20 protein-coding genes are annotated in these 21745 nt (G+C 30.3%); 13 read left to right on the forward strand and 7 right to left on the reverse strand.

The annotated features are described in order from the left end of the window. The first annotated feature begins 184 nt into the window (after positions 1 to 184). From BUB70_RS06550 to BUB70_RS06590, 9 genes are all read left to right on the forward strand, one after another. Positions 185 to 1816, forward strand: a complete 1632-nt coding sequence (locus BUB70_RS06550) for a peptidase domain-containing ABC transporter (RefSeq protein WP_084730203.1) — start codon at positions 185 to 187, stop codon at positions 1814 to 1816. A gap of 4 nt (positions 1817 to 1820) precedes the next feature. After that, a complete protein-coding gene (locus BUB70_RS06555; protein ID WP_073119590.1) occupies positions 1821 to 3206 on the forward strand; it encodes an HlyD family secretion protein in 1386 nt (461 codons plus the stop codon). Next, on the forward strand, positions 3206 to 4597 hold the full coding sequence (locus BUB70_RS06560) for a TolC family protein (protein ID WP_073119592.1): 1392 nt from the start codon (positions 3206 to 3208) through the stop codon (positions 4595 to 4597). Before BUB70_RS06555 ends, BUB70_RS06560 begins: the two co-directional genes overlap by 1 nt. A gap of 16 nt (positions 4598 to 4613) precedes the next feature. After that, entirely contained in the window at positions 4614 to 5186 is a 573-nt protein-coding gene (locus BUB70_RS06565; protein ID WP_073119593.1) for a YdeI/OmpD-associated family protein, read from the forward strand. 23 nt (positions 5187 to 5209) lie between these two features. Beyond that, positions 5210 to 5668: a TspO/MBR family protein gene (locus BUB70_RS06570; protein WP_073119595.1), complete on the forward strand. Its 459-nt coding sequence runs from the start codon at positions 5210 to 5212 to the stop codon at positions 5666 to 5668. Between the two features lie 871 nt (positions 5669 to 6539). After that, positions 6540 to 7382, forward strand: a complete 843-nt coding sequence (locus BUB70_RS06575) for a hypothetical protein (protein ID WP_073119596.1) — start codon at positions 6540 to 6542, stop codon at positions 7380 to 7382. 188 nt (positions 7383 to 7570) lie between these two features. Then, positions 7571 to 9022, forward strand: coding sequence for a 23S rRNA (uracil(1939)-C(5))-methyltransferase RlmD (gene rlmD, locus BUB70_RS06580; RefSeq protein ID WP_073119598.1), 1452 nt, complete (start codon positions 7571 to 7573; stop codon positions 9020 to 9022). Between the two features lie 165 nt (positions 9023 to 9187). Further along, positions 9188 to 9868, forward strand: coding sequence for an SIR2 family NAD-dependent protein deacylase (locus tag BUB70_RS06585; protein WP_073119599.1), 681 nt, complete (start codon positions 9188 to 9190; stop codon positions 9866 to 9868). 5 nt (positions 9869 to 9873) lie between these two features. Then, a complete protein-coding gene (locus tag BUB70_RS06590) occupies positions 9874 to 10689 on the forward strand; it encodes a DUF1853 family protein (protein ID WP_073119601.1) in 816 nt (271 codons plus the stop codon). 3 nt (positions 10690 to 10692) lie between these two features. Here the strand turns inward: BUB70_RS06590 and BUB70_RS06595 are convergent, their stop codons facing one another. From BUB70_RS06595 to BUB70_RS06605, 3 genes are all read right to left on the reverse strand, one after another. Further along, on the reverse strand, positions 10693 to 11292 hold the full coding sequence (locus tag BUB70_RS06595; RefSeq protein WP_073119603.1) for a hypothetical protein: 600 nt from the start codon (positions 11290 to 11292) through the stop codon (positions 10693 to 10695). Positions 11293 to 11391: 99 nt separating this feature from the next. Continuing rightward, a complete protein-coding gene (locus tag BUB70_RS06600) occupies positions 11392 to 12666 on the reverse strand; it encodes a hypothetical protein (protein ID WP_188351948.1) in 1275 nt (424 codons plus the stop codon). Between the two features lie 11 nt (positions 12667 to 12677). After that, positions 12678 to 13250, reverse strand: a complete 573-nt coding sequence (locus BUB70_RS06605) for a YceI family protein (RefSeq protein WP_073119605.1) — start codon at positions 13248 to 13250, stop codon at positions 12678 to 12680. Positions 13251 to 13301: 51 nt separating this feature from the next. Here BUB70_RS06605 and rlmF point away from each other — a divergent pair, with 51 nt between their 5' ends. Next, entirely contained in the window at positions 13302 to 14273 is a 972-nt protein-coding gene (gene rlmF, locus BUB70_RS06610; RefSeq protein ID WP_234950294.1) for a 23S rRNA (adenine(1618)-N(6))-methyltransferase RlmF, read from the forward strand. A gap of 128 nt (positions 14274 to 14401) precedes the next feature. On the opposite strand, the gene xylA is transcribed toward rlmF, so the two are convergent. Together xylA and BUB70_RS06620 are read right to left on the reverse strand one after the other, a co-directional pair. Further along, on the reverse strand, positions 14402 to 15733 hold the full coding sequence (gene xylA, locus BUB70_RS06615; protein ID WP_073119607.1) for a xylose isomerase: 1332 nt from the start codon (positions 15731 to 15733) through the stop codon (positions 14402 to 14404). 6 nt (positions 15734 to 15739) lie between these two features. Continuing rightward, positions 15740 to 17224, reverse strand: coding sequence for a xylulokinase (locus BUB70_RS06620; protein WP_073119609.1), 1485 nt, complete (start codon positions 17222 to 17224; stop codon positions 15740 to 15742). 178 nt (positions 17225 to 17402) lie between these two features. On the opposite strand from BUB70_RS06620, the gene BUB70_RS06625 reads away from it, so the two are divergent. Next, positions 17403 to 18068 (forward strand): NUDIX hydrolase, encoded by a 666-nt coding sequence (locus tag BUB70_RS06625; protein ID WP_073119611.1) that lies wholly within the window; start codon positions 17403 to 17405, stop codon positions 18066 to 18068. Positions 18069 to 18101: 33 nt separating this feature from the next. On the opposite strand, the gene BUB70_RS06630 is transcribed toward BUB70_RS06625, so the two are convergent. Both BUB70_RS06630 and BUB70_RS06635 read right to left on the reverse strand, forming a co-directional pair. Beyond that, positions 18102 to 18515, reverse strand: coding sequence for a DUF6691 family protein (locus BUB70_RS06630; protein ID WP_073119614.1), 414 nt, complete (start codon positions 18513 to 18515; stop codon positions 18102 to 18104). 12 nt (positions 18516 to 18527) lie between these two features. Then, positions 18528 to 19079 carry a YeeE/YedE family protein gene (locus BUB70_RS06635; RefSeq protein WP_073119616.1) on the reverse strand — a complete coding sequence of 184 codons (552 nt, stop codon included), beginning with the start codon at positions 19077 to 19079 and terminating at the stop codon, positions 18528 to 18530. A 110-nt stretch (positions 19080 to 19189) separates the two neighbouring features. On the opposite strand from BUB70_RS06635, the gene BUB70_RS06640 reads away from it, so the two are divergent. Beyond that, entirely contained in the window at positions 19190 to 20047 is an 858-nt protein-coding gene (locus BUB70_RS06640; RefSeq protein WP_073119618.1) for a sterol desaturase family protein, read from the forward strand. A gap of 36 nt (positions 20048 to 20083) precedes the next feature. Further along, the gene (locus BUB70_RS06645) at positions 20084 to 21742 is read left to right on the forward strand and encodes an RluA family pseudouridine synthase (protein WP_073119621.1); all 1659 of its coding nucleotides are present in this window, start codon (positions 20084 to 20086) and stop codon (positions 21740 to 21742) included. Positions 21743 to 21745: the final 3 nt, after the last annotated feature.

A 21745-nucleotide genomic window follows, 5' to 3' on the forward strand; every position in this document is an offset into this window, starting at 1 on the left:
TATCATTTAGTTTACTGATTACTAAACTCACAACCAGACAATTAGTTTTCAATAGCAAAAACTAAATTTTAAAACATTTTAATATTTAGATAAACTATTAATCAACAACAAAATAGGCATAAATATTGCTAAGTATATCATTATCAAAAAGCAATCTATTCACTATTTTTGAATAAAAAATCATATGACAATATCCCCTTTAGTACGGTTTTGGAATTTAATTAAACCTTATAAGAAACCCATCCGTCTTATTTACTATTACGCTATTATTAGTGGAGTTGTAAACTTATCGTTGCCTTTGGGAATTCAAGCCATTATTAATTATTTACAAACAGGAGAATTAACCACTTCATGGATTGTTTTAGTTGCTTTTGTATTAACTGGTATTGCCATTTCTGGTAAAATACAAATCAATCAACTTAGGATTGTTGAAAATATTCAACAAGATATTTTTGCAAAATCAGCCTTTGAGTTTGCTTATAGAATTCCAAAAATAAAACAAATTAATTTAGACAAAGTTCATGCACCAGAACTAGTCAATAGATTTTTTGATGTATTAACCATTCAGAAAGGATTGCCTAAAATTTTAATAGATTTTTCTATGGCAGCTTTCCAAATTGTTTTTGGACTGGTACTGCTTACCTTTTATAGTTCTTACTTTATTATGTTAGGAATTTCTCTAATCCTAATTATCTATTTAATCTTTAAAATTACTGGTCCTAAAGGATTAGAAACAAGTATAAAAGAGAGTAAATACAAATATATGTTGGCTCACTGGTTAGAAGAAATAGCTAGTAACACAAAAACATTTAAAGTATTAAACAAAGGAAATCTTCATTTAAATAAAACAGATGATGTAAACCTTCATTATTTAGAGAACAGAGAAAAACACTTTAAAATATTAATCAAACAGTTTGTTCTTTTTGTTGGATTTAAGGTTTGGGTTGCTGCTGGTTTATTAGTCTTAGGAGGAGTTTTGGTTTTTAATCAACAAATGAACATTGGTCAGTTTGTGGCTTCTGAAATCATTATTATTATGATTATAAACTCTGTAGAAAAAATCACTAGAATTGTAGAAACCATTTATGATGTGTTAACAGCTTTAGACAAAATTGGACATGTTACAGATTTAGATTTAGACGAAGACAATGGTGTTGGAGAGTTAGAAAATAGTCCTAATGGTGTTTCTATAGAACTTAATGATCTTTCTTTTAAATACCCAAATCAAGAAAATTATGTCTTCGAAAATTTATCTGTAAAAATAAAGCCAAAATCTAAAGTATGGCTAAAGGGAAATACTGGTAAAGGAAAATCTACGCTGCTAAATATTATTGCTAGAATACAAACTATAGAAAATGGTCATGTTTTGTTTAATAACAGACCCTCAGATTATTATTCTCTAGAATCTTTACACGATCAAATCGGATTTATTAGTCCAAACACTGGTTTGTTTGAAGGAACTATTGAAGAAAATATTATGCTAAATAGAGAAATTGATCCTGAACAACTAAAAACTGTTTTAGACAAATTATTCTTAACTGATTATATTTCTAAACTAAAAAAAGGAATTAATACAAAAGTAGATTCTAGAGGTAGACGTATGCCTAAAAGTACTGCTCAAAAAATTGTATTGGCCAGGTACTTAGTAAACAATCCTTCTGTTTTATTATTAGAAGATCCATTGCAATTTATTGATGAAACAGAGAAAAAAGCCATCATAGATTATATTATGGACGAACAAAAATCATGGACGGTAATTGTTGTTGCCGATTATTTATATTGGGCAGATAAGGCCAATCAAATTATAAAATTATAAGCTCATGTTAAATATATCAGAAAATAGCATCAGCAAATTTGTGAAGCTAAGTAACTTTAAATCATACCAATATTTAAATGACCGAGACCCTAAAAAGAAAAGGGTTTACAACGGTATTGTTATTATTATTTTATTACTAATTTTTGTTTTTGTGCCGTGGACACAAAATATTAAAGGAAAAGGATATGTAACCACATTGTTACCAGAACAAAGACCACAACCTGTACAATCTATTATTTCTGGTAGGTTAGAAAAATGGTACGTGAGAGAAGGAAATTATGTAAACAAAGGAGATACACTTATTTATATTACAGAGGTTAAAAACGATTATTTTGATCCTAATTTAATTTCTAGAACACAAGAACAAGTAAATGCTAAAAGCGAAAGCATTACTTCTTATGATGATAAAGTAATTGCCTTAAAATCACAATTGGCTTCTATTAGAGAAAGTAGAATGTTAAAATTGGAACAGGTTCGTAATAAAATTATTCAAACCAAAAATAAAATAGAAATTGACAGCATTGATTTAAACGCTTATAAAATAAAGTATGAAATTGCAGTTAATCAATACAAACGAACCAAAGAACTTCACGATCAAGGATTAAAATCTTTGTCTGAATTACAAGAAAAAGAATTAAAACAACAAGAGGTTTATGCTGCTTATTTGTCTCAACAAAACAAGTTAGAGAATCAAAAAAATATGTTAATTAACTTTAAGTTAGAATTGTCATCCACGGAGCAAGATTATCAACAAAAAATTTCTAAAACCAATTCTGATATTCAAAGTGCATTGTCTGCAAAATTAGATGCTCGTTCTAATACTTCTAAGTTAAAGAATCAATTAAGCAACTATCAACAAAGACAAAACTTGTACTATATCACCTCTCCTACCAATGGTTATATTACCAAAACCATAAAAAAGGGAACAGGACAGTTGATAAAAGAAGGAACCGATATTTTAACCATTATGCCTGCCAATTATGATTTGGCGGTAGAAATTTATGTAAAACCACAAGATTTACCTTTGCTAAGAATCAACGATCATTGTCGTTTGCAATTTGATGGATGGCCTGCCATGGTCATTAGCGGATGGCCAGAAAAATCTACAGGTATTTTTTCAGGAAAAATTTTCGCTTTAGACCAACACATTAGTAATAATGGAAAATATCGTGTGTTAATTGCTCCCGATGAAAAAGATAAAAGATGGCCTGAGAACTTAAGAGTTGGAACCGGTACTTATACTTTTATATTACTAAAAGATGTACCTATTTGGTATGAATTATGGCGAAACTTAAATGGATTCCCTCCTGACTTTTATAGAGCCAATGAGGATCATAATAGTGGTGAATCTGATGTAAAAACAAAAGCTCCCATAAAATCTGTAAAATAATGAACAAAGCTATTTATATACTTTTAATGCTTTGGGGATTTAATAATTATGCACAAACAGACTCTTTAAACACCTTAACGTATAAGGAGTTTATTTTTAATGTTATTAGCGAACATCCTATTGCAAAAAGTGCCAAATTAAAAGAAAAAGTCGCCAAGGCTAAACAACTTGGTGCAAAGGGTGGATTAGATCCTTATTTAACCTCTAGCATTGATCAAAAAGATTTTGAAGGAAAACAATATTACAATCTTTTTAAAAATAAAATTACCATTCCAACATCCTTAGGAATTGCAGTTACTGGAGGTTTTGACAACAATTCTGGATACTACCTTAATCCAGAAAACAAAACAACCAACAGTGGCTTGTGGAGTGCTGGAGTAGAAGTTGATGTATTACAAGGTTTGTTAACAAATACTAGAAAAATAGATTTACAACAAGCAGAAGTATACCAAACCATTGCCAAAAATCAACAATTGCAGTTGCTAAACGAATTGATTTACGAAGCCTCTAAAAATTATGCAGAATGGCAACAATACAGCTCTATTTACGAAATATTACAAGACAACTTAGCGTTGAGTGAACTTTATTTAAAAAACGTAAAAAGTGCCTTAGCTAGTGGTGAAAAAACCGCTATTGATACTTTAGAAGCAAGAGTTTATTTACAAAATAATCAAATTGATTTGATTAAATACAAGCAACTTTTAGCCGAAAAAAGATTAAAAGTAGAAAATCATTTATGGTTTGATAACATGCCTGTAACCTTACAAAACACAGTTGAACCAGAAAGCAATATTATTCCACATAAATTTGATGAAATTCCCTTAACAGATAATTTAGATAGCATTCCTATCATCGCAGAAAAAAGTGCTAAAAAAGAATCGTTACTTTTAAAACAAAAATTAAATAGAGAAAAGTTAAAACCTAAATTAAAACTAAAATACAATCCTCTTTTAAAAACCAACGACGACAATATTGGAATAGCGGGTTTGTCTGCTGATAATTATAAATGGGGAGCTAGTTTAACTTTTCCTATCTTTTTTAGAACGGAAAGAGGAAAATACAGAGAAAGCAAATATGCAGTTGATGAAATTAACTATGAAATAGCTTACAAAAAAACAGAAATTCACAATAAAATTGTAGCAAACAAAAAAAATCAACACGCTTTAATAGACCAGATAACCTTGTTAGAAAACAATATTTCGGGATATCAAAAATTACTAGAAGCTGAAACTAAAAAATTTAATTACGGTGAAAGTTCTATGTTCTTAATTAACAAAAGACAAGAAAAATTAATTGAATCTGAACTAAAATTATTGAGCAGTCAAAATAAATTAATTATTAACTATTTAGATTATTTGTTATTGACCAACAATATTGTACCCAACGATTAATAATGATAGCCACTACATGACAAAAAAAGAAATCAATAGTTTCTGTCCTTCTAACCAACAAGAATGGAGAATGTGGCTTGAAAAAAATCATGTTACAGAAGATTTCGTTTGGCTTATTATTTATAAAAAACACACTAAAAAACCCACCGTTAGTTGGAGTGAGGCTGTAGATCAAGCTTTATGTTTTGGTTGGATTGACAGCACCAAAAGACCTATAGATTCCGAAAAGTACATGCAGTATTTTGGCAAAAGAAAAGCCAAGAGTAACTGGTCTAAAATCAACAAAGATAAAATTAAGCTTTTAACCCAACAAGGCTTGATGACAACAGCAGGAATAGAAAGTGTTAAAACCGCTAAAGAAAACGGTTCTTGGACCATTTTAGATACGGTAGAAGCGCTAATCATTCCACAAGATTTAGAAATAGCTTTTAGTAAACACCAAAATGCCAAAGACTTTTTTTTAAGTTTAAGTAAATCTTTACAAAAAATACTTTTATATAAAATTGTCTCCGCTAAAAGACCCGAAACAAGACAAAAACGTATTGATGAAATTGCCTTACAAATGGAAAATCATCAAAAACCATCATAGTTTTCAATCCTAAATCATAAAGTATGCTTAAGAGAATCCTTTTGTTTTTAGTTATCAATTTTTCTGCTTTAGCCATTGGTGGCTTTTTTACCAAAGCTGGCGTAAATTCAGATTGGTATGCCAATGCTAATAAAGCTCCATGGACTCCACCTGGTTATATGTTTGGAATTGCTTGGTCTACTATTATGATTTGTTTTGCTATTTACATGGCTAGCATTTACCCTAAATACGAAAACAAAAAAACGTTGATTACTTTATTCGCTATTCAGTGGATTTTAAATGTAAGTTGGAATCCTATTTTTTTCTACTTTCATCAAACAGTTTTAGGGCTTTTTACCATTATTGCTTTAACTGTTATAGTTGGTATTTTCTTATTTAAAAACTATGGTTTACTAAAACTAAAATCTCTTTGGATTGCTCCTTATTTTCTTTGGTTACTTATTGCAACTTCTTTAAATGCTTACATTGTTTTTATGAATTAAATTTCTGATATTTTTCGGTTTTGTATATATAAATAATAGCAATCTTTATAAAGCAAGAAGTTGAGTCAATGGTTTCGCCTCTTTTTAAAATCTTTATGATTTGTTTTACTATTTTCATAGTATCACTATCAAAAAACAACTATAAAAGATTTGATTGATTTTTAAATACAACAAAACCGTTACTAGATATTAGTAACGGTTTTGTTGTGTTCTAACAGATTTAATATCTAATACAAATTCTGTTTAAAATTACCATAAAGTTTGTGTAACTCTAATATATTGGTAATTTTGACCCCATAAGACAATCCTCCTGTTCCTGCAGAAGAGTCTATACTACCTTTTAATCTCTTTGATTATTAGGTACACTAAAAATAAAATAACTGACGATTCTATCATTATTAAGTGAGTTTCGGATATTATTAAATTATTCTAAGCCCTAAGTCCTTCCAAGATTCTAGGGTTTTTTTGCTTTGGGTTTAATCCGTTACCAAAGGCAAAAAACAAATATAAGCCCCCTTAATATAAAGTAGGTGTCGATTTTATAAGTATTTCTAAAGACGTTATTAACAAATAATTTTATGTGGATAATTTTGTCTATCAACTCTTTTGCTTCCTTTTGAAATCCATAATACATTAAACCATAACGAAAACATGTTTAGGACACTCTTGGTTCATTATTTACGTAGTTAGTTATTGCTAAATCTCTAAATTTATACATTGTTTTCATTAATTAATTTATAAACTCTTATTATTCTTTTCGAATAGAATTTGTTTAACTTAGGAGAAAAAAGAAATGAAAAAGACTTTATACTCCCTAGTGATCGTTTTCACTCTACTAGTTTCATGTACCTCTGATAACGACTCTATTTCAATGTTATCCAAAGAAGAACTAAATGATATTAGTACTAAATTAGATAAGCTGAAATTAGGTTTTAGTGAAATAGATAGTGAAACAGACATAGAAGTTATAACTACCGAAGAAGTTATAGAACTAAATACGATTAATTCATCATTAAGAAGAAAATCTACATACCAGAATCTAAAAACAAAGATCTCAGCTGATTGTGAACATGAAGTTTACGAAGAATTTCATTCTGATAATGAAAGCTATGAAATCACTTCAAGATTTTTTGATCTTGATAAAAATGAAATTACTAGTTGTGATATTTACGATCGTGAGAATGTTTATTTAGAAGGACAAACAGGTTATATTGTAGAAGAGGAAATTAAAATCAAAGCCGTAAAATATGAATCTAATTATTCTAGCACTTCAATTTTTAAAACAAATACAACTAAGATAACAGATACTAAATATGAGTTTCTAACCTCCAATAATATGGAAATAACAGGTGCTTTGAATTTTAGTGGTGATATTTTTAGAATTCTTAACGGAAGTTATATGAATACTTCTGTTAAAACAACCATTATTTTAGATGAATATCTTTTTAGTGATGATTTTGATCCTGTTTATGAGATAGATTTTTTATATAAAATAGAATTTGATGTAAATAAAAACACGTATCACTTTGACATGATCTTAACCGAAAATGAATTACCTTTTTTGGTACAAGAAACCTCTGACGAACTTATTGAAATAGATTATGATTTACTAAATAATGCTAATGAAAAAATCGGTAGTATTCAATACAATTTAGATTTTAAGACTCATAGAGAATGGTTTGAATTATTTGATTTAAATGGCAACAAAATATAATTCTCACCTTCTAATAATATACACATACCTGTTGATCCTTTTAAAATTATACAAAGCTTCTTTTAAATAAAATTAAAGGAAGCTTTGTTAGTTAAACAAAGTACTAACACCAATACTTAGAAATATAAAACCAATTTTTCTGTATTTAATTATATTATTTTATAAACTAGTATTAGTACATTTGCCGAATGCCAAGAAGAGAACGAAACAAGTTTGTAAAAAGAGGTGAAATCATCTCTATTACTATAGAAGACTACGCCTTTGGAGGAAAAGGAATCGGTAGAATTAGAAACGAAAACGGACAATTTGTAGTTTTTGTACCCAACACTTTACCTGGACAAACGGTAAGATGTCAGATAAAAAAAACAAGCAAACAATATGCAGAAGCTAAATTGTTTGAAGTGTTATCACCATCAGACCAAGAAGTAGAAGTTCCTTTTCAGGCCATTCCCGGAGCTCCTTATATTAAATTACCTATAGAGATTCAACATCAATATAAAAAAGACAGCACCTTACAACTGTTTAAACGTATAGGTAAAGTTGAAAATATAGAAGATTTGTTTGATGAATTTATTGCCTCACCAGAAGTGTTTCATTATCGTAATAAAATGGAATATGGTTTTTCTGCCATCCGTTATGATTTTGAACAAAAAACTGATGTAGACGATTTTGCCTTAGGTTTTAAAAAGCGTGGTACTTGGTGGTGTGCAGAAAATTTAGACAAAGACTCTGGTCTGTTTGATGAGCAAATAGAAAACAATCTAAAAGTGATACGCCAGTTTTGTATTGACTCTGGTTTAGAACCTTGGCACGCTCCACAAAAAAAAGGTTTTTTCCGATATTTTGTCATTCGTAAAAGTTACAAAACCAATCAAATTTTATGCAACTTGGTAACAACCTCTCCACAAATTTCACATTTTGACATGGATGGATTTGTAGCCTTGTTAAAAGAATTGTTTGGAGATAGAATTGCAGGATTGATTCACACAACCAATGATGAAATTGGAGACAGAACTTTAGCTGTTACTGGTAACGAACGTTTGATTTTTGGAGAAGATAGAATTGTAGAAAATTTATTAGGATTGAACTTTGAAATCTCGATGAAGAGTTTCTTTCAAACCAATCCAAAATCTGCCGAAAAACTTTATAGCAAAGTCATAGATTACGCTTTAGAAAAAGCAGAAACTGTGAACGGAAAAATAGTCATGGACTTGTTCTGTGGAACAGGAACTATTGGACAAATATTAGCCTCAAAAACTACAGGAACTCAAATTATTGGAGTTGATATTGTTGCTGATGCTATTAAAGATGCCAAGAAAAATGCTGAACGTAACGGAATTAAAGGAGTAGATTTTTACGCAGCCGATGTTGGTAAATTCTTGGTAGAATATCCACAATACAAAGGAAAAATAGAAACCATTGTTTTAGATCCACCACGTGCAGGAATCGCTCCTAAAACATTAGATAAAGTAATTAAAATTGGTGCTAGTAGAATGGTTTATGTTTCTTGTAATCCTGCTACACAAGCCAGAGATACGGAAATATTAAGACAAGCTGGTTACAAAATATCAAAAATGAGTTTGGTAGATCAATTTCCACATACCGCTCATATTGAAAGCATTATACTTTTTGAAAAATAAAAGTATGATTAAGAACCTCCCAGTTCTTGAGCCTCTTTACGAAAGTAAAGGGGCTTTTTTAAATAGAAAATAATTCTAAAACAGGTCATCGAGCGCAGTCGAGATGTTAAATCTGTTTGTAAGATACATCCGTTTTTCTTTAGGTCTTTTCTTATCTTTAATCTTATGAAAAATTTAGTCCTTTTAACGGGTGCAGGTATTAGTGCCGAAAGCGGTATTAAAACCTTTAGAGACGGCAACGGTTTATGGGAAAACCATGATGTTATGGAAGTTGCTTCTATTAATGGTTGGTATCAAAACCCTAGTTTGGTGTTAGATTTTTACAACCAAAGAAGGTCACAAGCAGAAACTGTGCAACCCAATGCTGCTCATCAATTTCTAGCTGATTTACAAAACCAATATCACGTACAAATTGTTACTCAAAATGTTGATAATTTACATGAACGTGCTGGTGCTAAAAATGTAACTCATTTACACGGAAAGCTATCGGAAGCCAAAAGTGAAATTGACAGTAATTATGTAGTTGATATTTCAGGAAAGGAAATCAAATTAGGGGATGTTTGTCCTAAAGGATATCAATTAAGACCCAATATTGTATGGTTTGGAGAAGAAGTTCCTATGCTAGAAAAAGCAGCCAAAATTTGTGAATCTGCCGACATTTTTGTGATTATCGGAACTAGTTTACAAGTATATCCAGCTGCAGGATTAATTCACAATGTCCCAAACAATTGTCCTGTTTTTATTATAGATCCTAAGGTTGATGAAATTAATGTTCCCAATCATTTTACTTCTATCAAAGCAACAGCTGTAGAGGGTATTAAAGTCCTAAAACAATATTTAAAATAAAAAAGATGACGCCATTAGAAAAATTAGAATATCAATACGAAGGGTTAAAAAATCAACCTAATTTATGGAGTGATAAAACTTTTTTTGAATATCCACAAATAGACATTCCTTTTGTAGAAAACATTGATTTATTAAGTATTGACACCACTAAACATCATCGATTAGGAAAATTAGTTGAAGTCTTTTATCAAAAAAACATAGAAGCTTTACCAGATTATACTTCCGTAGAAAACAACATTCAAGTTCAGGTAGACAAACATCAAACTTTAGGAGAATTAGATTTTATATGTGAAACCCCAACAGGTATTTATCACATAGAGTTGACCTATAAATTCTACTTGTACAAAACTGATAATCCTTATGAAATAGATCGTTGGGTGGGTCCTAATTTAAAAGATTCTTTGGTACAGAAACTAAAAAAACTAAAGGAGAAACAATTCCCTATGTTGCATCATCCTATTTGCAAAGAATTGTTAAAAAACAAAGGACTAGAAGTTGATAAAATTCAGCAATCTGTACAATTTAAAGCACAGTTATATATACCGTTGAGTTTGATGAATCATACTTTTCCACATATCAACAATGATTGTATAAAAGGCTATTACATCAGTTATAAAGAAATAGATTATTTATTTCCGTTTGCATTGTACCATGTACCCGTAAAACAAGATTGGTTAATAGACCCTAAACATAACACTAACTGGTTATCATTTGTAGATGTAAAACCAATAATTATGGAACAAATAGCTGTAAAACACAGCCCGCTAGTTTGGATTAAAAGAGGAGAAATTTACGAACGTTTTTTTATTACGTTTTGGTAATATTTAAGGTTTAAGCTCTTTTAATTTTAAATCTAAATTTACTTTTACATGATTATCTACTTTAATCAACCCTAATACTTTTTTAGGAGATTGAATTTTAAAATCATCCAAATTTACATTAATAACACCTCCTACTTCGTATATATTATTTTCATAATAAAAACGTATAGGCACTAAATATTCATGATGAATTCCTGCAATATTAACCCCCATGTTAGCCAAAGCACTACAACCATCTTCAGCAACACAAACAGACAACAATTCAATCAATATTTTAGGATATTCTTCTGTTCTTAGCATTTTATTAAAATCTTTGTTGATGAAATTATTTCCACAATCAAAACACTTATTTTTTAAATAAAATTTAGCATTGGTAAATTCTAATTGATCTTTATTTTCATCATCCTTTGTTTGTTTAAAGCTAACTGTTATTGGTTTTGATAAATCCTGAATTTTATACTTACAATCAAAACTATTTACATTAGACTTTCCTGACACAATAATCTCGCTTTCAGGAAGTACTCCTAATGTTGTTTGATTGATATTTTTATTATTAAAACTTAAAAAAGTAAATATTGTAAAAATGATAACTATCTTTTTCATGTGTCTATTTTAAATTAAAAAATCATGTCTTGATACTTCTATTTTTTTTAGGAAGCCAAGACATGATTTAAAATTAACTATACAAAAGTTGTTCTATACTTAGAAACTAATAGCAGCCTCTAACATAATTCCATTAAACTTTCCATCTTGATACTCACTAGTTGCTCCAAATCCATCATAGTTTTGGTTTACATACTCTAATTTAGCTAAAATATTATTAGTTAAAAATACTCCTCCGGTAACTTGAAGTCTGTCAATATCAACATCTCCATGAGTCGCATCTTCTGCAGATACTTTGTTGTATCTAGATCCTAAATAAAATTTTTCATTAGCTCCAAATCTGTAAATAAGTTCACCGGCAAGTTGAGTAGCAACTCTATCTTTTGTTTCAGCAGTCATTTTTCCTGAAGAACGTTCTACAGTTCCAAAAAACTCTAATCCTTTAAACTTTACAAAAGGGTTAAACATTAAAGCTGTAATCTCATTTTTTAAATTTGGATTGTATCTACCTGTTCTAAAATCAGCTCTAGCAGCTTGAGACAATGCTTCTTCATCTTTATCTAGTACAGAGTAGTATCTAGCTCCTGCTCTATCTCCAGTATATAAATAAGAACTTGCTACTTTGTTGTTGTGATATACAGAACCTGTTAATCTCACTCTTAAATCATCACTTAATTGTTTATCAAAACCAACTTTAGCTAACACAGATGCTTTTGTTTTCCCTGGATCTTCTACAGATTGGTTTAATTTTGCGTTGGTAAGTCCTACCATTGCTAACCAACCATTATTTCTATAATAAACCTCGGCACCAACCTCTGTTGTAAACGCATCCATAATTAAATTTCCTACAAATGGGTTATGAGTTGCCATTGCGTTGTCTGTTCTTCTAAAGTGCGCATCACCATAGTTGTTTTCCATGTGACCAACTTTAATAGTTACATACTTCATCATATCTTCAAATAAACCTTCTTGAATAAAATCTAGCTGATCTACTTGTAAATAACCACCTTTTACATAAGGTTCGTTGTGATGACGAGATGATAAATAAGTTCTTAAGTGCATTCTTAAACCTTTAGCCAAAGCCACATCAAGATCTAAATTGGCGGTTGCAAGGTTAAAGTTATCACCAATTTCTACAATTGGAATGGCTCCAGAGTTTTCATGATTTACTCCTTGGAATTGTAAGGTAGAAGAACCTCCTATTCTAACTTTTAATCCATCAAAAATATAATCTTGTGTTTTTGGAGCTTCAAAAACGTTTACTCCTCTTTCTCCTACATCAGTAAAGTTATCAATACTTCTATCTTGTGCATATGCTGTAATCCCTACAGTCACGGCTACAAATAACATCAATTGTTTTATACTTCTATTCATAATATATTTATTTAAAGTTTATATGTTGTTTTAAATTCTATGGTTACTTCATCTCCTGTTTTAATTGTTCCGAACATGGCTGTTGGTGGCTTCATTTCATAATCAGTCATTTTTATTGTTTTGTTTCCTTTTAAAATAATTTCTGTTTCATTTTGGATTAATTTTAACTTAATAGTAATTTCTTTTTTTACCCCTGCTATAGTTAAATTTCCTTTTAACAAAGCGTCATACTCACCATCTTTTACTTTACTAATTTTTTCTTGACTTACTAGCGTAAATAAAATGTTTGGATGCTTTTTAGTTTTTAAAGCCTCATAAGTAAGTTTATTCATTAAAGACTTTCCACTTTCTAAACTCTCTGCAACAATTTTTAATTCTAAAGCTGTTACACTAAAAGCTTCAGTATTATTAATGGTTAATTTGCTAGAAAATTTTTCTACATCCTCGTGCCAATCATGCACTGTAGAAGTTCCTAAAACTTTAATACTACTTTCTTCTTTATGAATTTTATATTCTTGCCCATATACACCAATGCACAATCCTACTAATAAAGACATTACTAATATTTTACTTTTTTTATACATGTTTATTTGTTTTTATATGAGCAAATTTAAGGTGCATTTAGAGTCAAGACTATGACAAAAATCATAATAAAAGATTTTTTTATCTTTTATTTATTTCTCCTAAATATTAACATTCTTTTAGAGTTAACAACTAGTATATATAATGACTACATTTGGTATAGATTAAAAATTATTATGCATCCACAAAACCCTTTTCAAAGAGCTTATCATTTTGATGAACTAATAAAAATTCATCCCGATTTAAAACCTTATGTGTTCACTAATGAATATGGAACAGAAACCATTAAATTTGGAAGTAATAAAGCTGTTAAGGAGTTAAACAAAGCTTTGTTAAAGCAACATTATCAATTAAAATACTGGAATATTCCAGAGAAAAACCTTTGCCCTCCCATTCCAGGAAGGTTAGATTATCTTTTGCATATAAATGATTTACTTGAACAAAAGAGTGATGTTCATTTATTAGATATAGGAACTGGAGCAAATCTTATATATCCTATTTTAGGAACTTGTCATTTTAACTGGAAATGTACTGCTAGTGAAGTAGATAAAACCTCTTTAAAAAATGGTCAACTTATTATTGACAAAAACAAAATTTTAGAGACTATTGAATTAAGACCTCAACAGTTTAAAAATTCCATTTTAGTAAACATTATTCAAACTACTGATTATTTTGACGTACTAGTTTGTAACCCACCTTTTTATAAAAATGCTTTTGAAGCAGCAAAAAAGAATGAAAAGAAAAATAAAAATTTAAAACTAGAAAATACTGAAAAGTTAAATTTTGGAGGAGAAGCTAATGAGCTATGGTACAAAGGTGGTGAAGAAGCTTTTATAAAAAAAATGGCATTAGAGAGTGTACAGTTTAAAAATCAAGTAGGTTGGTTTACTAGCTTGGTTTCTCAAAAAGAAAACTTAAAAAATATTAAAAGAGCTATTAATAAAACTTTGCCTGTTGAAGTTAAAATTTTAGACATGGAGCAAGGAAACAAAAAAAGCAGATTTATTGCTTGGAGATATCAATAAAAAAAATCCCTTCTCTATTAATAGAGAAGGGAAAACTAACTTAAAACTACCTTTTTTAATTTAAACAGGAAAACTATTAACCAACACCTGCTGTAATAAATTATAAAAACGCGTTTTACTTGAAAAACTTATATGTTTTCATTAATGATGTTCTCAAACAATTCTTGTTTACCACTAATGCTTGGTAATTCACCATTTTCTTTTGCGATGGTATAAAAATCTTCAAAAGTTAACTTACCTTCTTCAAAAGCTTTTCCGTTTCCACTGTCAAAAGATTCGTAACGTTTTGCTCTTAAAGCTTCGTATTTAGACTCTCTAATAATTTTATCAGCAACCAATAAACCTCTTGCAAAAGTATCAGCACCACCAATGTGAGCTAAGAAAGCATCTTCTAAATCTGTAGAGTTTCTTCTAATTTTTGCATCAAAGTTTACTCCACCACCTTGTAATCCTCCAGCTTTTAAGAAAACCAACATTGCTTCTGCAGTCTCTTGAATATTATTTGGAAATTGATCTGTATCCCATCCATTTTGGTAATCTCCACGGTTCGCATCAATACTACCTAACATTCCTGCTTGTGCAGCCACATCCATTTCATGTTGCATAGTATGACTTGCCAAAGTTGCGTGATTTACTTCTAAGTTGATTTTAAAATCATCTTGTAAACCATGTTTGTTTAAGAAACCAATTACAGTTGCAGCATCAAAATCATACTGATGTTTTGTTGGCTCCATAGGCTTAGGCTCAATAAAGAAATTTCCTTTAAATCCTTTTCCTCTTGCATAATCTTTAGCCAATCCTAAAAATTGTCCCATGTGATTTAATTCACGTCCCATGTCAGTATTTAATAAAGACATGTAACCTTCTCTACCTCCCCAAAACACGTAGTTTTCACCACCTAATTCCATCGTAGCATCTAAAGCCAATTTAATTTGTGCTCCAGCTCTTGCTACTACATCAAAATTTGGGTTTGTAGAAGCTCCGTTCATATAACGTGGGTTAGAAAAACAGTTAGCTGTTCCCCATAATAATTTTACTCCACTTGCTGCTTGCTTTTCTTTTAAATAAGCTACAATTTCTTTTAATCTTGCTTCAGATTCTTCAAAAGTTGCTCCTTCTTGAATCAAATCAAAATCGTGGAAACAGTAATAATCAAATCCCATTTTAGTAATAAATTCAAAAGCTGCATCAGCTTTATCTTTTGCTGCTTGTACTGGATCTGGGTTTTGATCCCATTCAAAATTTTGAGTTCCTGGTCCAAATGGATCAGAACCTTGTCCGCAGAAAGTATGCCAGTAAGCAATAGAAAACTTAAAGTGTTCTCTCATTGTTTTTCCTGCCACTACTTGGTCTGGATTGTAGTATTTGTACGCTAAAGGATTTTTAGAATCCTTACCTTCAAACTTAATTTCTCCAATTCCTGGGAAATATTCTTTGTTTCCTATGGTTAATTTTGACATGATATATTATTTTAATTTTATTTCTAATGAGGTAAGCCACTTATCATAAGCTTTGGTATAAGCTTCTAATTTTGATGAGTCTGCTTGATATGTTTTTATTATATTTTCTTCTATAAAAGCTTCTTCTAAACTTACTATTTCTCCGGCTCCATAACCTGCTCCAATAGCTGCTCCAACAGCTCCGTTGGTTTCTTTTACTTGAATTTCAGCATTTGTTAAAGTAGCAATTGTTGTTGCAAAAATTTTAGATTGAAACATATTATCACTTCCTACCTTGATCACACTTGGTGACAATCCTAATTCTGCCATACATTTAATTCCGTACACAAAAGAAAAAGCAATTCCTTCTAAACAAGCTCTTACCATATGAGCCAACTTGTGTTTCGTAAACTGTAAACCATCAAACTGAGCTCCAATAATTTTGTTTTGCAACATACGCTCTGCTCCATTACCAAACGGTAAAAAAGACAAACCATTTGCCCCAACTTCAACAGATGAAGCCAAGGTTTCTAACTCAAAGTAATCTTTATCAGCCGCTAGGTTATTTCTTAACCAAGCATACGCACTTCCTGTTCCATTGATACATAAAAGTACTCCTAATCTTCTTACTTCTTCGGTGTGATTGATATGTGCAAACGTATTTACTCTATTTTCTGGATCATATTTTAGTTGATCTACTACTCCATAAACCACTCCTGAGGTACCTCCGGTAGCAGCAATTTCTCCTGGTTTTAACACACTTAAAGAGAAAGCGTTGTTTGGTTGATCTCCTGCTCTATAAGAAACCACAGCATTTGGATTGAATCCAAATTCAGCAGCCATTTCTCTTGTTATTTGTCCTTGATTGGCAAATACGGGAACTATTTCTGGAATTAAATCAGCCTCAAAACCATAGTGATTCATAATCGTCTGACTCAATTCTTCTTTTTTAAAATCCCAAAAAATCCCTTCGGATAAACCAGTGTTGGTTGTGGTATGTTTTCCTGTGAATTTATAAGCAATAAAATCACCTGGTAACATTATTTTTTTGATGGTTTTATAAACCTCTGGTTCGTTTTCTTGAATCCATTTTAATTTAGATGCCGTGAAATTCCCTGGAGAATTTAATAAGCTCTCTAAACATTTTTCTTCTCCAATTTCTTTAAAAGCCTTATTACCTACTTCTACAGCTCTACTATCACACCAAATAATAGCAGGTCTTGCAGGCTCGTTTTCTTGTGTTAAAGTAACCAAACCATGCATTTGATATGCAATTCCAATAGCCACTACATCACTTTTATTCTCCTCTGTTTTTTCAAAAAGTAAATTAGTTACTTTTTTAATATTTGCCCACCAATCATTTGGATGTTGCTCTGCCCAATTCTCTTTAGGAGCATCAATAGGCATTTCACGCTCTGGATATTGAGCCATTGCCAAAACTTTTTTTGTTTTGCTATCAACTAGGGAAGCCTTTACAGACGAACTTCCTAAATCATAACCTATTAACAACATATTTTATCTTTTAAATTTATTTATGAGTTTTAAAAAACAACACTTAGTTTAGTATTAAAACTAAGCAAATATATATAGTAAATTTCAAATCACAAACAAATACTTAGTTTATTTTTTAGACTATCTCTATTTTTTTATATTTACTGCTATATTTTATTTAATATTTAACAACCTTAGAATGATTTATAACTCTGTTGACTGTGTGATTTTTGGTTTTAAAGATGAAAAATTAAAAGTGCTATTAATAAAACGTAACAATGAACCTCAAAAAGGATTGATGGCTTTACCAGGTGATTTTTTGGATTCAGAAGTTAGTATATATGATAGTGCTCAAAACACTTTAAAAGAGTTAACCTCTCTTGAAAACATATACCTAGAACAAATTAGAGCATTTGGGGAAATTGACAGATACCCTGGAAAAAGAGTCATCACTATTAGTTATTATGCCCTAATTAACATAGAAGATTACTCTCCTCAAGCAGGTTATACAGCCGAAAAACTAGAGTGGTGTGATATTAATGCTTTACCAAAACTTGCTTTTGATCATGACGAAATCATCAACATAGCTCACAAAAGATTAAAAAGAAGGGTACGTACAGAACCTATTGGTTTTAATTTATTGCCTGAAGAATTTAGCTTGACAAATTTGCAACAAGTCTATGAAGCTATTTTACAAATGGAGCTTAACAAACGTAATTTTAGAACCAAAATCAATCAAATGAAATTGTTAATTGACACAGGTAAAAAACAAGAAAATGTAGCTCACAAGCCTGCCAAATTGTATAGGTTTGATGAAAATATTTATGAAAAGTTAAAAGAAGAAGGATTTTATTTTAACTTATAAAAAAAGCGACCTAGTTGGTCGCTTTTTTTATTTTTAATGGGGTAGTTTGTCTTTCAAAACTCCGTAAACATAAGTTCCAAGTATTGCAAAAGCAATAACAATTAACAAACTATAAAAACCTGCTCCTACTAAAGTAAACATAGGACCTGGACAAGCTCCTGCCAAAGCCCAACCTAATCCAAAAATGATTCCTCCCCAAAAATATCTTTTAAAACTCTTTTCTTTATCATCAAAAACAATGGGTACTCCGAAAAACGTTTTAATATTATATTTCTTAATAATTTGAGTAATAATAACTCCTAAAACAACTGCTACACCAATAATTCCATACATATGAAATGCTTGAAAATTAAACATTTCATAGATTCTAAACCACGAAGCTGCTTCTGATTTGTACATGGTAACACCAAACAAAACACCAATACTTATATATGCTAAATTCTTCATATTAATAATTCATTAAAAAATAAAAGGAAATAATACATGGATCATAAACAATCCACCAACAAAAAAACCAATCACAGCGATTAAGGAAGGTAACTGTAAATTACTCAATCCCGAAATTGCATGTCCTGAGGTACAACCTCCTGCATAACGAGCACCGAACCCCACCATAAATCCTCCAACAGCTAATAGCAAAATGTTTTTAACAGTAAACATTCCAAATATTTCTGTTGGCAAATAAGACGTTTCAGAACTATTAATTCCTATTTCCTGTAGTCTCTGAATTGTATCTGCACTAATATTCACTCCTGTATTATTTGATAAGAAATGTGCTCCAATAAAACCTCCTATTACAGCCCCAATCATCACCATTAAATTCCATTTTTGAGATTTCCAGTCAAAACTAAAAAACTCTGTTTTTTTACCTGCTCCACAAATAGTACATAAAGTTCTTAAGTTTGATGACATTCCAAATCTATCTCCCATCATCAGCAATAAAAACATTACCAAGGCTATTAAAAACCCGGAAATATACCACGGCCATGGACCTAAAATTAATTCACTCATAATCAGTTTATTTCTATTATTATCTTTAAATTCGATGCAAATATATAAAGGGCTTCATCAACCATCAGTAACAATTGTTACAAGCTTCATTAACCTATGTCTATAAAACAATGGAAACCTTTCTAAACAGTTTTGAAAACACACTTTATTGGATTTTTAACATGGTTTCCTTCAAAGTACATTGGTATAAAAATTACTTTTGGGGATTGATTTTTATTTCTCTAGTTGTATGGGGGTTAGAAATTATTTTTCCATGGAGAAAAAATCAAAAAATTTTTAGAAAAGATTTTTGGTTAGATGCGTTTTATATGTTTTTTAACTTTTTTATTTTTTCATTAATCATTAGTGGATTTTATAAACTAATAGGTAATATTTTTAAGCAATATGGAGTTTCTATAAAAAGTTTGACTTTAATAGACATTCAGAATTTTAGTCCAATAGAACAATTACTTTTCTTTTTTGTCATCAGTGATTTTTTTCAGTGGTTTACACATGTTCTCTTACATCGAATTCCTTTTTTATGGAAATTTCACCAAATACACCATAGCGTAAAAGAAATGGGGTTTGCAGCGCATTTACGCTATCATTGGATGGAAAATATTTTATACAAACCTCTAAAAACTTTAGCTATTATGCTCTTAGGTGGTTTTGAACCTGAACAAGCTTATATTGTTCATTTCATTGCTATTACAATTGGTCATATTAACCATGCTAATTTAAAAATCACATGGGGCCCCTTTAAATATGTTTTCAATAATCCTGTCATGCATTTATATCATCATTCCTACGAGTTACCCAAACATAAAAAGTATGGAATGAATTATGGAATTAGTTTGAGTATTTGGGATTATATTTTTAAAACCCACTATATTCCTGAAGTTGATAAAAATTTAAAGTTAGGATTTAAAGGAGATAATAAAATTCCAAATTCTTTTTGGAAACAACTATGGGTGGGTTTTAAGAACTAAATACATTAAGTATCTTTGTATTAAATTAAATCCTGAATGTCTGTTCCCCACTATTTTCATTTTTATAACGAGGATGTTTCTGGTATAGATTTGCCTAAAAAATTTACCTATCCATTTTACTACGAACCTCACCTGTTAAGTAAATTAGCGGTAGTGCAACTTCAAGAATATTTAAATACACAAACAGATTTTATTCATGATTTTTCTGAAACAGGGAAAATGTTTGGGGTTTTGGTCGTAAAAAATCAACAAAATAAAATAGGATTTTTAGCTGCAGTTTCTGGAAAATTAGCTGATAGCAACACACATGCTTATTTTGTTCCTCCTATTTTTGATATGCTTCCTGCTGATGGATTTTATAAAATTGAAGAGGAAAAATTAAATGTATTAACCAAAGAAATTGAAACATTACAAAATAACGTAGCATACATACAAGCCATCAAAAATCTAAAACTTACACAAAATAATGCTTTGCAAGAAAAAGAAGATTTACGCATGGAAATGATTGAAGCCAAAAAAAACAGAAAGGTAAAAAGAGGTGAATTAACAAATCAATTTAGTGATGAAGCTTTAAAAGAAAAACTTACCGAATTAGATCAACAAAGCATTGTTTACAAACTAAAAAAAAGAAATTTAGCTTCCTTTTGGGAAAATGAAATCAATCTGAGAAAAAAAGAATTAGCTGTTTTTGAAAGTCAAATTCAACAACTAAAAAAAACAAGACGAGAACAATCTAATATTTTACAGCAATACCTTTTTAATCAATACCAATTTTTAAATAAAGAGGGAATTAGAAAAGGAGTTATTGATATATTTAAAGATACTCCTTTAAAAACACCTCCAGCTGCTGCTGGTGAATGTGCTGCTCCCAAATTATTACAATATGCTTTTGCCAACAATTTAACTCCCATTTGTATGGCGGAATTTTGGTGGGGAACTGCTCCTAATTCAGAAATTAGAAAACACGGACAGTTTTACCCAGCTTGCCAGGGAAAATGTAAACCTATTTTAGGTCACATGTTAAAAGGAATGACATTAGATGAAAATCCGTTATTAGAAAATCCTGCAATTGGCAAAGAACTAAGCTATTTATATGAAGATGATTTTATGGTGGTAGTAAACAAACCCGCTGAGTTTTTATCGGTACCAGGTAAAACCATTAACGATTCTGTTTATTTACGAATCAAGCAAAAATACCCAAACGCGACTGGACCTTTGATTGTTCATAGATTAGACATGTCTACTTCTGGAATTATGTTAATTGCTTTAGATAAAGATACTCATGAAAAATTACAAAGTCAGTTTATAAAAAGACAAGTAAAAAAACGCTATTTAGCTTTGTTAGATGGTGTTGTAAAAGAAGATAAAGGAACCATTGAATTGCCTTTGCGTTTAGATATTGACGATAGACCTAGACAATTGGTTTGTTATGAACACGGCAAACCTGCAAAAACACTTTGGAAAGTTTTAGATAGGTCTAACAACAAAACTAGAATCTATTTTTACCCTGTTACTGGTAGAACACATCAATTAAGGGTACATGCTTCACATCTAAATGGTTTAAACACTCCAATTATTGGTGATGATCTATATGGCTCTAAAGCGGATAGGTTATACTTACATGCAGAACACATCTCCTTAACTCATCCTGTTACTAAAGAGAAAATAGAGTTTAAAGCTAAAGCTGATTTTTAATAT

This window comes from Wenyingzhuangia marina, assembly GCF_900130035.1.
Lineage (GTDB): Bacteria > Bacteroidota > Bacteroidia > Flavobacteriales > Flavobacteriaceae > Wenyingzhuangia > Wenyingzhuangia marina.

Coding starts and splice junctions, on each gene's coding strand:
- BUB70_RS06575 (WP_073119596.1), top strand. CDS start 6,540: ATGTTATCCAAAGAAGAACTAAATGATATTAGTACTAAATTAGATAAG.
- BUB70_RS06635 (WP_073119616.1), bottom strand. CDS start 19,079: ATGAGTGAATTAATTTTAGGTCCATGGCCGTGGTATATTTCCGGGTTT.
- BUB70_RS06640 (WP_073119618.1), top strand. CDS start 19,190: ATGGAAACCTTTCTAAACAGTTTTGAAAACACACTTTATTGGATTTTT.
- BUB70_RS06555 (WP_073119590.1), top strand. CDS start 1,821: ATGTTAAATATATCAGAAAATAGCATCAGCAAATTTGTGAAGCTAAGT.
- BUB70_RS06560 (WP_073119592.1), top strand. CDS start 3,206: ATGAACAAAGCTATTTATATACTTTTAATGCTTTGGGGATTTAATAAT.
- BUB70_RS06550 (WP_084730203.1), top strand. CDS start 185: ATGACAATATCCCCTTTAGTACGGTTTTGGAATTTAATTAAACCTTAT.
- BUB70_RS06625 (WP_073119611.1), top strand. CDS start 17,403: ATGATTTATAACTCTGTTGACTGTGTGATTTTTGGTTTTAAAGATGAA.
- xylA (WP_073119607.1), bottom strand. CDS start 15,733: ATGTCAAAATTAACCATAGGAAACAAAGAATATTTCCCAGGAATTGGA.
- BUB70_RS06585 (WP_073119599.1), top strand. CDS start 9,188: ATGAAAAATTTAGTCCTTTTAACGGGTGCAGGTATTAGTGCCGAAAGC.
- rlmF (WP_234950294.1), top strand. CDS start 13,302: ATGACAAAAATCATAATAAAAGATTTTTTTATCTTTTATTTATTTCTC.
- BUB70_RS06605 (WP_073119605.1), bottom strand. CDS start 13,250: ATGTATAAAAAAAGTAAAATATTAGTAATGTCTTTATTAGTAGGATTG.
- rlmD (WP_073119598.1), top strand. CDS start 7,571: ATGCCAAGAAGAGAACGAAACAAGTTTGTAAAAAGAGGTGAAATCATC.
- BUB70_RS06600 (WP_188351948.1), bottom strand. CDS start 12,666: ATGAATAGAAGTATAAAACAATTGATGTTATTTGTAGCCGTGACTGTA.
- BUB70_RS06570 (WP_073119595.1), top strand. CDS start 5,210: ATGCTTAAGAGAATCCTTTTGTTTTTAGTTATCAATTTTTCTGCTTTA.
- BUB70_RS06620 (WP_073119609.1), bottom strand. CDS start 17,224: ATGTTGTTAATAGGTTATGATTTAGGAAGTTCGTCTGTAAAGGCTTCC.
- BUB70_RS06565 (WP_073119593.1), top strand. CDS start 4,614: ATGACAAAAAAAGAAATCAATAGTTTCTGTCCTTCTAACCAACAAGAA.
- BUB70_RS06645 (WP_073119621.1), top strand. CDS start 20,084: ATGTCTGTTCCCCACTATTTTCATTTTTATAACGAGGATGTTTCTGGT.
- BUB70_RS06595 (WP_073119603.1), bottom strand. CDS start 11,292: ATGAAAAAGATAGTTATCATTTTTACAATATTTACTTTTTTAAGTTTT.
- BUB70_RS06630 (WP_073119614.1), bottom strand. CDS start 18,515: ATGAAGAATTTAGCATATATAAGTATTGGTGTTTTGTTTGGTGTTACC.
- BUB70_RS06590 (WP_073119601.1), top strand. CDS start 9,874: ATGACGCCATTAGAAAAATTAGAATATCAATACGAAGGGTTAAAAAAT.